Origin of the sequence: Pseudomonas sp. UBA1879 (assembly GCF_002338065.1) — a bacterium.
Classification (GTDB): Bacteria; Pseudomonadota; Gammaproteobacteria; order Pseudomonadales; family Pseudomonadaceae; genus Aquipseudomonas.
On record NZ_DDHJ01000004.1, the window covers coordinates 1 to 13,147 of the forward strand.

Annotated in this window: 9 protein-coding genes, 1 pseudogene and 1 riboswitch; of the genes and pseudogenes, 5 read left to right on the plus strand and 5 right to left on the minus strand. The window is 60.2% G+C overall.

The features are described 5' to 3' along the window. Window positions 1-86: 86 nt before the first annotated feature. Together B3N48_RS26790 and B3N48_RS26795 are read right to left on the minus strand one after the other, a co-directional pair. Complete coding sequence (locus B3N48_RS26790) at window positions 87-929, minus strand: methyl-accepting chemotaxis protein (RefSeq protein ID WP_414704201.1); 843 nt, start codon at window positions 927-929, stop codon at window positions 87-89. Between the two features lie 15 nt (window positions 930-944). Next, window positions 945-2,228 (minus strand): annotated as a pseudogene (locus B3N48_RS26795) (HAMP domain-containing protein); the annotation flags it as partial. A 304-nt stretch (window positions 2,229-2,532) separates the two neighbouring features. Here B3N48_RS26795 and B3N48_RS03220 point away from each other — a divergent pair. After that, window positions 2,533-3,351, plus strand: a complete 819-nt coding sequence (locus B3N48_RS03220) for a M48 family metallopeptidase (RefSeq protein ID WP_296179320.1) — start codon at window positions 2,533-2,535, stop codon at window positions 3,349-3,351. A 194-nt stretch (window positions 3,352-3,545) separates the two neighbouring features. On the opposite strand, the gene B3N48_RS03225 is transcribed toward B3N48_RS03220, so the two are convergent. From B3N48_RS03225 to B3N48_RS03235, 3 genes are all read right to left on the minus strand, one after another. Further along, complete coding sequence (locus B3N48_RS03225; protein WP_296179321.1) at window positions 3,546-4,130, minus strand: TMEM165/GDT1 family protein; 585 nt, start codon at window positions 4,128-4,130, stop codon at window positions 3,546-3,548. Window positions 4,131-4,150: 20 nt separating this feature from the next. After that, window positions 4,151-4,341: riboswitch (yybP-ykoY riboswitch) on the minus strand. Window positions 4,342-4,379: 38 nt separating this feature from the next. After that, entirely contained in the window at window positions 4,380-5,378 is a 999-nt protein-coding gene (locus B3N48_RS03230) for a class I SAM-dependent methyltransferase (protein WP_296179322.1), read from the minus strand. Between the two features lie 177 nt (window positions 5,379-5,555). After that, on the minus strand, window positions 5,556-6,521 hold the full coding sequence (locus B3N48_RS03235; protein WP_296179323.1) for a 2-hydroxyacid dehydrogenase: 966 nt from the start codon (window positions 6,519-6,521) through the stop codon (window positions 5,556-5,558). A 91-nt stretch (window positions 6,522-6,612) separates the two neighbouring features. Between B3N48_RS03235 and B3N48_RS03240 the strand changes: the two genes are divergently transcribed. The 4 genes from B3N48_RS03240 to B3N48_RS03255 all read left to right on the plus strand — a co-directional run bounded on the left by B3N48_RS03240 (window position 6,613) and on the right by B3N48_RS03255 (window position 12,933). After that, complete coding sequence (locus B3N48_RS03240; protein WP_296179326.1) at window positions 6,613-7,242, plus strand: LysE family translocator; 630 nt, start codon at window positions 6,613-6,615, stop codon at window positions 7,240-7,242. A gap of 345 nt (window positions 7,243-7,587) precedes the next feature. Further along, window positions 7,588-9,264, plus strand: coding sequence for a fatty acid--CoA ligase (locus B3N48_RS03245; protein WP_296179329.1), 1,677 nt, complete (start codon window positions 7,588-7,590; stop codon window positions 9,262-9,264). Window positions 9,265-9,630: 366 nt separating this feature from the next. Further along, on the plus strand, window positions 9,631-11,553 hold the full coding sequence (locus tag B3N48_RS03250) for a DUF1302 domain-containing protein (RefSeq protein WP_296179333.1): 1,923 nt from the start codon (window positions 9,631-9,633) through the stop codon (window positions 11,551-11,553). 15 nt (window positions 11,554-11,568) lie between these two features. After that, window positions 11,569-12,933: a DUF1329 domain-containing protein gene (locus tag B3N48_RS03255; protein WP_296181556.1), complete on the plus strand. Its 1,365-nt coding sequence runs from the start codon at window positions 11,569-11,571 to the stop codon at window positions 12,931-12,933. The last annotated feature ends 214 nt before the right edge of the window (window positions 12,934-13,147 follow it).

Here is a 13,147-nt window from a genome sequence, read left to right on the forward strand (position 1 = left end):
GGATCAGCCACAGATGTGTTGCTGACACTCAGCATTCGCCAGCAAGCCGGCTCCTACAGAAAACGGCAACGCTTCGCGTGCGTCCGTTACACCCTGAACTGATTGATCAACCGACGCTGTTGCTCTGCCAGTTTGGTCAACTCCGCACTCGCCTGGCTCGACTCATCCGCGCCGCCCGCCACTTCGTTGGCCACCTGACCAATGTTGATCACGTTGCGGTTGATGTCGTCGGCCACGGCGCTTTGTTCTTCGGCGGCGCTGGCGATCTGGGTGTTCATGTCGTTGATCACCGACACGGCCTTGGTGATACTTTCCAGCGCCTGCGCCGCTTCGGCCGCATGGCCCACGCTCTCGTCGGTCTTGGTCTGACTGTCTTCCATGACCTTCACGACCTGCCGGGTGCCGCTTTGCAGCGCCTGAATCATGTTCTGGATTTCTTCGGTCGCCTGTTGCGTCTTCTGCGCCAGGTTGCGCACTTCATCGGCCACAACCGCGAAGCCGCGGCCTTGTTCGCCCGCCCGCGCCGCTTCGATGGCCGCGTTCAGCGCCAGCAGGTTGGTCTGCTCGGCGATGCCGCGGATAGCGGTCAGGATCGCATTGATGTTCTCGCTGTCTTTGGCCAGCGTCTGCACGACGCCGACCGCACGCCCGATTTCCACGGCCAGCTCGCTGATGGAGTTCGAGGTGTTGTGCACGATGCGCATGCCCTGGTGCGCGGCATCGTCCGCATGGTTCGCGGCTTGTGCGGCTTGGGTCGCGTTACGCGCCACGTCCTGAGCCGTCGCCGTCATTTCGTGCACGGCCGTCGCCACCAGATCGATCTCGGCCATCTGCTTGTGCACGCCGTTGTTCGTGCGGATGGCGATATCGGCGGTGTGTTCGGACGAATCGCTGACCTTCTGCACCGAGGTCACCACTTGGCTGATCATGACCTGCAGCTTGCCGAGGAAGGTGTTGAAGCCCGTGGCGATCGCCCCAAGTTCGTCGGCACGATCGCTGGTGAGGCGCCGCGTCAGATCACCTTCGCCTTTGGCAATGTCGTCGAGCATCACCACCATCTGCTTCAGTGGCCGGGCGATCCCGCGCCCTACGAACCAGACGATCAGCAGACCCAGTGCGGCGATCAGCAGGCCGACCATGGTCATGCCGAAAATGTCGGTTTCACGCTGATGGGCCAGGTCTTTTTGCAGCGCTTGCAAGTCGGCCATCACCGCGTTGACCGGCACCCGGATCATCAACGTCCAGCGCGCATCCGTTTCACCAATGCCGAACGGCAGGTACAGCTCGATATGCCCATGTTCCTGGTCGATGTCGTAGCTCACTTCGCCCTTGACGATCTTGCTCAGGTTCGCGACTTCGTTGGCGTCGAGGATGTCACTGGCCTTCTCGCCGAGCTTGCCGGTGTCCTTGGTGTAGGCGACCAGGCGGCCGTTGGTGGCGATCAGCGCCATATCACCCGCACCGTCGTAGAGTTTTTTGTCGGCGCTTTCGAGCATGTCCTGAATGAAGTTCACCGACAGGTCCGCGCCGACGATGCCCTGAAACTTGCCGTCGAGCATGATCGGCTCGATGAACGACGACAGCATGACCATCTTGTCGCCGACCTTATACGGCGCCGGGTCGATCACGCAGGGTTTGCGGGTTTCACGCGAGCACAGGTAGTACTCGCTGGAGCGAATGCCGGTGGAGAGGATTTTGGTGTCTTCGAGGCTGGCGAGTTTTTCCAGCTTGAATGTGCCGTCCGGTTTGCGATACCACCAGGCCATGAGGCGGCCGTCCTTAGGGTCGACGCCGGTGATCGGCGTTTCAGCGTAGGCAGCGTCGTTGTGATCCAGCGCGTCTTTTTCCCAGCCGATGTAGGCACCGAGAATTTTCGGATTTTGCACCACGGTTTCGTGCAACACGTTGAGCAGATGCTCGCGGCTGACTTTCAACAGCGGCTCGCCCTTGCTGTCCTTCATGCCCAACGCGGCGTTCACCGTGGCGAGGCCGGCCGCGGTGTGCAGCGGCGCTTCCAGTTCGCGCTGGATTTCACTGGCCTGGGTGCGCGCAATGGCGGTCAGGCGTTGCTGGATCGCCTGTTCGAACTGAGCGGTTGTGCGTTTATCCACGAGCGCCTGTGTGCGCGCACCGGAAAACAGCGAATACAGAACGAGGGCCGCCACTACGCTGAGCACAATAGCGCCTGCCAATGCGGCAACTGAGGACTGGATCGATTTGAACTTCATGGTAGCTCCGGACAGGGCATTGCGCCTGAAGGAGATATCGCCTTATCGCGAACTTTAATGAGCGCATTCCGACGAAGTGGCCGCTTTTGAACGGGACGGGTCGTAATTGGGCATGTCGCTCGCAGCCCAACAATTCCAAGGGGTTCAATCGTTCGTCAGCGGCACTGCAGGAACTAAGGGAAATGTTTTGTCTCTGTTACATGCGTGCCATTTTTATCGGCTGTTCACATGGCAAACGGCTTCTATCTGGCACTTGTCGGGCGTACCGCCTAGCATGAACGCCTTGTTTTTACGGAGATACAAAATGCGCAAGACCTTTGCTCTTTGTGCCTTGAGCGCAGCGCTGCTGGTGGCAGGCTGTCAGGCCGTGAACACCACCAGCGGAGACGCGGTGGGCGTCGAACGCAAGCAGTACATGTTCAGCATGCTGTCGACCGATCAGGTTAACCAGATGTATGCGCAGTCCTATCAGCAGACGGTCAGCGAGGCGTCGTCCAAAGGCGTGCTGGACAAAGACAGCGAAGAGGCCAAGCGCGTGCAGGCCGTCGCCAAGCGTCTGATCGCACAAGCGCCGAAGCTGCGTCCGGATGCCGCGCAGTGGCAGTGGGACGTGAACCTGATCAAGAGTGACGAGCTCAACGCCAACTGCGGACCCGGCGGAAAAATCATTGTCTACAGCGGTCTGATCGACACCCTCAAACTCAGCGACGACGAGCTGGCGGCTGTGATGGGGCATGAAATTGCCCACGCATTGCGTGAGCACGGTCGTGAAGCGATGTCCAAGGCCTACGGCATTCAGATGGCCAAGACCGGCGCCGGTTCGCTGCTCGGTCTGGGGCAGGACAGCCTGGCGCTGGCTGACACCGTGGTCAATTACAGCCTGACCTTGCCCAACAGCCGCGCCAATGAAAACGAAGCGGATCTGATCGGACTGGAGCTGTCGGCTCGCGCCGGTTATAACCCCAATGCCGCTATCACCCTGTGGCAGAAGATGCAGGCACAGGCGGGGGCATCGCAGCCGGAATTCATGAGCACTCACCCGGCGTCATCCAACCGGATCGCTTCGTTGCAGGCCGCGATCCCGAAGGTGATGCCGCTCTATGAGCAAGCGCCGAAGGGGTGATTGGCTGAAGTGCGCCGCTTGATCTGTGGGAGACGCCGGAGGTAAGACGGCAGCGACTGCGATGTGTCAGTGTCGATGCGTTGTCTGGCACACCGCCTTCGCTGCCGTCGTACCTCCGGCGTCTCTCACAGGGAGGGTGCCGTGCCTGAGATCTCCAGCAAACGCTGAATCTCAGGCAGGAGTCGGGAGGGGACTTACACCCAGCCGCTCACTTGCATCGCCTTGTACACCGCCACGATGGCGAGGATGAAGAACGCCCCCGCTGCCAGGCGGCGGATCAAGGTGAGGGGCAGCTTTTCCGCCGCGAAGTTACCCGCCAGCACCACCGGCACATTGGCCAGCAGCATGCCCAGCGTTGTGCCCAGAATCACCAGCCACAAGTACGAATACTGCGCCGCCAGCATGACCGTCGCGATCTGCGTCTTGTCGCCGATTTCGGCGAGGAAGAACGCGATCAGCGTGGTCATGAACGGGCCGAATTTGCGGCCGGTGTTCGCTTCGTCGTCGTCCATTTTGTCTGGAACCAGCGTCCACAATGCAGTGGCGGTGAAGCTCGCGGCTAGGATCCAGTGCAGCACGGCGTCGGACAGGAAGCTGCTGAACCAGGCGCCGACGGCACCGGCGGCTGCGTGGTTGGCGAGCGTGGCTGCGACTATGCCAGCAATGATCGGCCAGGGCTTGCGAAAGCGGGCTGCGAGAATGAGCGCGAGGAGTTGGGTCTTGTCACCGATTTCGGCCAGTGCGACGACTGCGGTGGGGACCAACAGGGATTCCAGCATCAGGGTTTCCTAAGGGGCGGGACAACACGGCTATGACACGTACAACCTCCCCGCCCCGGGTCAGGATGTTCGTGTCATAGGTCTTGTCAAACCGCTGATCCGTCTAATGCGGATTCTGGGTCGCACGCACCATGGTCTGGAGACCAAGTATGTTGATGCGCGCCGGACGAGCGTGGCGCTCGTGGGAGACTACTCCCCTAGGACGGAGCGGATTCTGCCTACCGAAATTTGGTTCGGCAAGCGTTAATTTCACGCGCGTTTGGCGCGATAAATCCGGAAGCCATTCCCTTCGGCCATGACGGCACATACGCCAAGATGCTGCTCGATGATCGGCTGGTAGCGCAGGAAGCTGTTCGCGACCAAGCGCAGTTCGCCGCTTTTTTTCAGATGTTGGCGTGCTTTTCTCAGCAGGTTTTCAGTGGCGGCGTAATCCGTGTGTACCCCGGTGTGAAAGGGCGGATTGGTCAGAATGACGTCCAGGTATTCGGGCGCGGCGTCGATGCCGTCGCCGGTAATGACCTCAGCTTCCATACCATTGGCTGCCAACGTCAAACGGCTGCTCGCCGTGGCGAAGGCGTCAACGTCAAGCAACGTCACCTTCATGTCGGGGTTGCGCCGTTTGACCGCAGCACCCAGAACGCCCGCGCCGCAGCCGAAGTCGAGCAAATGGCCAGTGGGCAGGCGATCAAGGTTGTCCAACAGCAGAGCAGACCCACGATCCAGGCGGCCATGGCTGAACACGCCGGGGAGGCTGACGACTTTCAATGGGCCGCCTGGCATTTCGATCTCGAAATGTTTGGCAAGACTGTTCAGCTCAACGGGGTGGGGAGCTTTTTCCACGGTGACCTGCCACAGCTGGCAATGCCGGGCGCTGTCGAGTTTGCGCGCGCGACCGAAGGGGCTGAGCTGGCGGGCCGCCGCTTCGATGCCTGCGCGTTTTTCCCCCACCAGGAATAATTCGCGACCCGCCAGCCGTGACGCCAGGGCATTGAGCAGGTAGTCGGTGAGGTCTTTGGCTTTAGGCAGGAACAGCACCGCAGCCTCTAAGGGCTCAGTAGGGGCGTCGGTGCCGAAATGGATACGACCGCCGAAGCGGGTGTCCAGCGCGGCAAAATCCCCCCCATGCCAGCTCCACCCACGCGCGTTGGGCAGCGTGCCCAGTAAGTCATCGGCGGGAAGGTTGGCGAGCAGCAACGAACCCTGAAAAAGCTCGGCCTGACGGAGTAACACTTCACTGCGCGGGTCCATCATCGGCTCCTGAAAAAAGAGCGGAGTTTAGCAGGAGATGCAGCCGGTACACCTACTGTAGGAGCGCGCTTGCCCGCGATGGCGGTGTTCCTGAAGCGTGACACCCCGCCATCGCGGGCAAGCGCGCTCCTACGGCTTTCCGCCAGAATCAAGAGCCGATCTGGATTGCGCAACGGATCAGCCAATCACCCGAATCGGCGCCCCGGCGTAGAACGCGAGAGCGTTTTCGTTGATTTGGCCGACGATGCGCTGGCGGGCTTCTCGGCTGCCCCATGCGCTGTGCGGGGTGACGATCAGGCGGGGAATGTCGCCGGACAGCAGCGGGTTTCCATTCACGGGCGGCTCTACCGTCAGCACATCGGTGGCCGCGCCTCCCAGATGGCCGTTGCGCAGGGCATCGGCCAAGGCCTGTTCATTGATCAGGCCGCCACGGGCCGTGTTGACGATGAACGCATTAGGTTTCATCAGGCCCAGTTCGTGAGCGCCGAGCATGTCGCGGGTGTGTTCGTTGAGCGGGCAGTGCAGCGTCAGCGCATCCACTTGCGGCAGCAATTCATGCAGCGGCACGCGGTCCGGACGGGCAGGACGCCCCGGAATCTGCCCCAGCACCACACGCATGCCAAAGGCTTCGGCCAGCTTCGCCACCGCGCCGCCCAGTTCACCATGCCCCAACAGGCCGAGCGTTTTGCCTTCCAGCTCGACAATAGGGAAATCCAGCAGGCAGAACTGTTTGGATGTCTGCCACTGGCCCTGTTGAATCGCCCGCTGATAATCCGGCAGGCGCGTGGCCATTGCCAACAGCAACATCAGCGCGTGCTGCGCCACTGAGGGCGTCCCGTAACCCTGGCAGTTGCTGACCACGACGCCATGTCGGCGCGCCGCTTCGAGGTCGACGTTGTTGACACCTGTGGCCGTGACCAGCACCAGCTTGAGGTCCGGGCATGCGGCGAACGTGGCAGCATCGATCATGATCTTGTTGGAAATCACTGCATCTGCGCCTTGCAGACGCTCGATCACCTGGTCCGCGGTGGTGCTCGAATGCAAGACCAGTTCACCGAAGGTTTCACGCCAGGGGGTCAGGTCCAGATCGCCAAGATCCAGAGACGTGTGATCCAGGAAAACGGCTCTGCGTTGATTCGACATCAGCTGTACCTTTTGCAGGGTGATTTGGGAGCGTAAGGTAGCCAACGTAACAGCACATGTCATTGGCATAAAGAGCCCTGGAGACCCCTCGATGTACTGGACGGAATTTTTCACTGTCGCCCTCATTCACCTGCTCGCCGTGGCCAGTCCTGGGCCGGACTTTGCGGTAGTCGTGCGCGAGAGCGTGACCCACGGTCGCAAGGCGGGTACCTATACCGCCATGGGTGTGGGAACCGCGATTCTCTTGCATGTCGGCTATTCACTGCTGGGTATCGGGCTGATCGTGTCGCAGTCCATCGTGCTGTTTAACGCGTTGAAATGGGCGGCTGCGGCGTACCTGCTGTACATCGGCTTCAAGGCCCTGCGCGCCAAGCCGGCCAATGCCTCGGACGCGCCGGTCAATATCGCCAAGGGCGAGCGCAGCGCTCGGGGCGCTTACACCGCAGGTTTCGTCACCAATGGCTTGAACCCAAAAGCGACGCTGTTTTTCCTGTCGCTGTTCACCGTGGTCATCAACCCGCACACCCCGATGTGGGTTCAGGCCGGCTATGGCGTTTATCTGGCCATCGCAACCGGTCTGTGGTTCTGCCTCGTCGCACGTCTGTTCAGCCAAGAACGCGTCCGCGCCGGTTTTGCCCGCATGGGGCACTGGTTTGATCGGGCGATGGGCGGGGTGTTGGTTGCGCTGGGGCTGAAGCTGGCGTTGACCGAGATACATTGAGTTCACGATCCCGTTAAGCCTGTAGGAGTGAGCGTGCTCGCGATGGTGTCGAGTCAGTCAGGACAACTGGCTCAGGCCCACTGCTGTCGCGAGCAAGCTCACTCCTAAAGCGAATTTCTTCCGTTTCAACTGATTTAACCGCCGCAATGCCTCGGATACTCCCGAGGACTTTCTCCCAAGAGCGGTGCGATCCCGTTCGCGACAAGCCGTTTCACCCTGACAGATGGCGCAACGGCTGCAGGGTCACTCGTCAAACGAATCATCCCTTTGGCTGATTTGGCTGGCGAGTGAAGGCCCTAGAGTGCATATTTTCAGCACCGCACATGCCTCTTGAAAGGGATTCTTATGCTGCAGACCCGCGTGATTCCACCAGCCGATGGCGCGTATCAATACCCTCTTTTAATCAAAAGCCTGCTGCTGTCCGGCAGTCGGTATGAGAAATCGCGGGAAATCGTCTACCGGGACCAATCACGCTATTCGTATCTGACCCTCAACGAGCGCATCTGCAGACTGGCCAATGTGCTGACCGAGGCGGGGGTGAAAGCAGGTGATACCGTGGCGGTCATGGATTGGGACAGCCACCGGTATCTGGAATGCATGTTTGCCATTCCCATGATTGGCGCGGTGATTCACACCATCAACGTGCGCCTGTCGCCGGATCAGATCCTGTTCACCATGAACCACGCTGAAGACCGGTTCGTGCTGGTCAACAGTGAATTCGTTCCGCTCTACAACAGCTTCGCCAGCAGGCTGACCACCGTCAGGAACACTCTGTTACTGACCGACACGGCCGACAAGACTGCCGACCTGCCCAATCTCGTGGGCGAATACGAGACCCTGCTGGCGGCGGCGAGTCCGCATTACCGTTTCGAAGATTTCGACGAGAACTCGGTGGCGACGACCTTTTACACCACGGGCACCACCGGCAACCCCAAAGGCGTGTACTTCACCCATCGTCAGTTGGTCCTGCACACCCTGGCCGTTGCCACCATCATGGGCAGCGTCGAGGGGCAGTTGCGCACCGACAAGGTGTACATGCCGATCACCCCGATGTTTCACGTTCACGCCTGGGGTGTGCCGTACGCGGCGACCATGCTGGGTGTGAAACAGGTCTATCCCGGGCGCTATGACCCGGAACTGCTGGTCGAGCTGTGGCGTAAGGAGAGGGTCACCTTCTCCCACTGCGTGCCTACCATCCTGCAAATGGTGCTCAACGCCAAGGCTGCCAAGGACGTGGACTTCACGGGCTGGAACATCATCATCGGTGGCAGCTCTCTCAACCGTTCGCTGTACGAAGCAGCCAAGGCCAAGGGCATTCAGTTGAGTGGCGCCTACGGCATGTCCGAAACCGGTCCGCTGGTCTCGGTGGCGCACCTGAATGACGAATTGCTGGCGGGCAGCGAAGACGAGCGCATCACCTATCGAATCAAGGCCGGTACGCCCGGTGTGCTGGTGGAAGCAGCGATTGTCGACAGCGAAGGCCACTTCTTGCCGTCCGATGGCGAGACCCAAGGCGAGTTGGTGTTGCGAGCGCCGTGGCTGACCGGAAGCTACTACAACGAGCCGCAAAAGGGCGCCGAGCTGTGGGCCGGCGGCTGGCTGCACACGGGGGACGTAGCGACGCTCGACAGCATGGGCGGCATCGACATTCGCGACCGCATCAAAGACGTGATCAAAACCGGCGGGGAGTGGGTGTCTTCGCTGGAGCTGGAAGATTTGTGCAGCCGCCATCCGGGTGTGCGCGAAGTGGCGGTGGTCGGGATCGCCGATCCGCAGTGGGGCGAGCGCCCATTTGCGTTACTCGTGGTGCGCGAAGGTCACGAGGTCGACGCCAAGGCCTTGAAAGAACACCTGAAACCGTTCGTGGAACAGGGGCACATTAACAAGTGGGCAATCCCGAGCCAGATCGCCCTTGTTACTGAAATTCCCAAGACCAGTGTCGGCAAGCTCGACAAGAAAAAAATACGCCTCGACATCCTCGAATGGCAGAGCACAAACAGCGCTTTCCTCTCGACCCTCTGAGTCATCCTCACCCCGCCCATCGCCCTGATTTCAGTCGGGGCGATGGGCTGCAATGCCGCGTTTTAGACGTCTCCCTTGCCAAATTTATAAATTCAGCCATCCTCCCTGTGCCGCGCCGCTCACGCCGTTGAAATCGGCGGGTCAGAGGGGTGGACGCTGCAAATCACACTTTAGAGGGATCAAGCCGTTTGACCTGCTGGCTATAGTCGGCAGTAGGTAGGCACCGGAGAAAAACGCTGACTCGTTTCGCAGCTTCGCATGGGCTGCCCGACACGCGTTGACACCCAGGCATCGCGGATCTGTCCGCCTGAGTCGTTTCCGGAAGCACCCACTGCCATAAAAATAAAAGCACATGGAGTAGCGTCGATGACATCAGCAAACCCGTTCTGGCGCCGGGCAAGATTGCCCTTGGCCGTCAGCCTCGCTTCCACGCTCGCCGGTCCTGCATTCGGCGTCAGTTTCAACATCGGTGAAATCGAAGGTAATTTCGACTCGTCGCTCTCCGTTGGCGCCAGTTGGTCTACCCAAAACGCCAACAAGAACCTGATCGGTTCCAACAACGGCGGACATGGGCTTTCGCAAACCTCTGACGATGGCCACCTGAACTTCAAAAGTGGGGAGACTTTTTCGAAGATCTTCAAGGGCATTCACGATCTGGAACTGAAATACGGCGACACCGGCGTCTTCCTGCGAGGCAAGTACTGGTACGACTTCGAGCTCAAAGACGAAGGCCGCGAGTTCAAGGACATCAGCGACTCGGGCCGCAAGGAGGGGGCGAAGTCCTCAGGCTTCGAGCTGCTCGATGCGTTTGTCTATCACAACTACTCCATCGCCGATGAGCCGGGTTCCGTGCGTTTCGGCAAGCAGGTCGTCAGCTGGGGTGAAAGCACCTTCATCGGTGGCGGCATCAACAGCATCAACCCCATCGACGTGTCCGCATTCCGCCGTCCTGGCTCGGAAATCAAGGAAGGTCTGATTCCGGTCAACATGTTTTACCTGTCGCAAAGCATCACCGAAAACCTCTCGGCTGAAGGCTTCTATCAGCTGGAATGGGACCAGACGGTCGTTGACAACTGCGGCACATTCTTCTCGCAACCTGATGTGATCGCCGATGGTTGCCGCAATAACCTGGCAGTCCTGCGCACGCGCAATAGCCTGAACGCCGCGTTGCCTGCGGCCTTGCGCGCACCGGTACAAGCGACGCTGGCAGCGCGCGGCGTGAATTTCGGCAGCCCGGACGAAGGTGCGGTCGTGGCCCGGGGTCCTGATCGCGATGCCCGGGACAGTGGCCAATACGGCCTGGCCATGCACTACAACTTCGAGCCGCTGGACACCGAGTTCGGCGCTTATTACATGAACTATCACAGCCGTTCGCCGATTTTCAGCGGCAAGGGCGGGCCGGCCAGTGCCTACAGTGCGGCGGGACTGGTCGGCGGTCTGGTTGGCCGGGGCGTACCGCTCGGGGTAGCGACCAGCCTGGCACCGACCCTGCTGCCGGTGGTGGTCGCAGGCAACTCCAGCTATTACGTCGAATACCCGGAAGATATCCATTTGTTCGGCCTTAGCTTCTCCACCACATTGCCCACCGGCACGGCGTGGAGCGGCGAGTTGAGCTACCGTCCGAACGCGCCGGTGCAGCTGAACACCACTGACATCCTGTATTCCGGCCTGACGCCGTTGAACCCGAGCGTCGCATTGCTGCAAGGCACGCCAGGTCAGGATCAGAAAGGCTACCGGCGCAAGGAAGTGAGTCAGGCGCAAACCACGTTCACTCACTTCTTCGATCAGGTGATGGGGGCCGAGCGTCTGACCATGGTTGGCGAGGTGGGCTGGACCCACGTCGGTGGTCTGGAAAGCACTTCCAAGCTGCGTTATGGCCGCGACCCGAGCTACGGCCCAGGGCCTCTGCCGAATGGGCAATGCGCTGCACTCAACGCCAGCACCCTGGCCGGCGCGCCACTGAACAACCTCACCCGCTACTGCGAAAACGACGGCTTCACGACCACCGATTCGTGGGGTTATCGCGCCCGCGCCATTTGGGACTACAACAACGTGTTCGCCGGTGTGAACCTCAAGCCGAGCGTGGCGTGGTCCCACGACGTCAAAGGTTATTCGCCAGGTCCTGGCGGCAACTTCGAAGAAGGGCGCAAGGCGGTCAGCCTGGGCGTTGAGGCGGAATATCAGAACACCTACACCGCCAACCTTTCCTACACCAACTTCTTCGACGGCAAGTACACCACAGTGGATGACCGCGACTTCGTGGCCCTCAGCTTCGGTATGAACTTCTAAGGAATGACCATGAATATAAAAATCACGAAGGGGCTGCTGCACATCGGCGTACTGGGTCTGTCATTACTGGCGACCGGGGTGATGGCGGCGGTTTCCGATTCCGAAGCCGCCAAGCTGGGCACGACGCTGACACCGATGGGCGCCGAAAAAGCAGGCAATGCCGCCGGCACCATTCCGGCGTGGACCCCGATGGCGACCAACGCTGGCGCTGTCGACGACAAAGGCTTCCTCGCCAACCCTTACGCCAACGAAAAACCGCTGTTCACCATCACGGCGCAGAACGTCGACCAGTACAAAGACAAGCTGGCACCGGGTCAATACGCGATGTTCAAGCGTTATCCGGATACCTTCAAAATGCCGGTTTACCCATCGCACCGTGGCGCTGCCGTGCCCGCTGACGTCTTCGCAGCCATCAAGAAAAACGCCACCAACACTAAACTGGTGGCAGGTGGTAACGGCCTGGAGAACTTCGAGACGGCGGTGCCGTTCCCGATTCCCAAAGACGGGCTTGAGGTGATCTGGAACCACATCACCCGTTACCGCGGCGGTAGCGTGTCACGTCTGGTGACCCAGGCCACGCCGCAAACGAATGGCTCGTTCAATCCGGTGTACTTCCATGACGAGTTCGTTTTCCGCGACAAGATGAAGGACTTCGATCCGAAAAACCCGGGCAACATCCTGTTCTACTTCAAGCAGGAAGTGACCGCGCCGGCACGTCTGGCGGGGACCGTGCTGCTGGTACACGAAACGCTCGACCAGGTGAAAGAGCCACGCGCGGCGTGGGTCTATAACGCTGGTCAACGCCGTGTACGTCGTGCACCGCAAGTGTCCTATGACGGCCCGGGTACCGCTGCCGACGGCCTGCGCACCTCTGACAACCTCGACATGTACAACGGCGCGCCGGATCGCTATGACTGGAAGTTGATCGGCAAACAAGAGCTGTACATCGCCTCCGACAGCTACAAGCTCGACGATCCGAAACTCAAATACACGGACATCATCAAGGCAGGCCACATCAACCAGGACCTCGCACGCTACGAGCTCCGCCGCGTCTGGCACGTGACCGCTACCTTGAAAGAGGGCCAGCGCCACATCTACGCCAAACGTGATTTCTTCATCGACGAAGACACTTGGCAAGCTGCCGTTATCGATCACTACGACGGTCGCGGCCAACTCTGGCGCGTGGCAGAAGCTCACGCCGAGAACTACTACGACAAACAAGTGCCGTGGTACGCACTCGAGGCCCTGTACGACCTGCAATCGGGCCGCTACCTGGCCTTGGGCATGAAGAACGAAGAGAAAAAAGCCTACGACTTTGGCTTCACCGCCACGGTCAGCGACTTCCAGCCTAACGCTCTGCGTCAGGAAGGCGTGCGCTGATCCGTAAACCCCTTTGGCGCAGAGCCGTGCATTGTTGATCACAGCTGCAGAGCACGGGCCGTCCTGCGCCGCTTTACCCGATGACTGAAGCCCATCGTTGCAAAAAAACACCCCGATCATCCGGGGTGTTTTTTAGTCACTCCCCACGCCTGTGCAAACCGGCTTGCTGCGAGCCGCCTTCCACAGCGTGAACACGCGTAATGCCTCCCCTCCC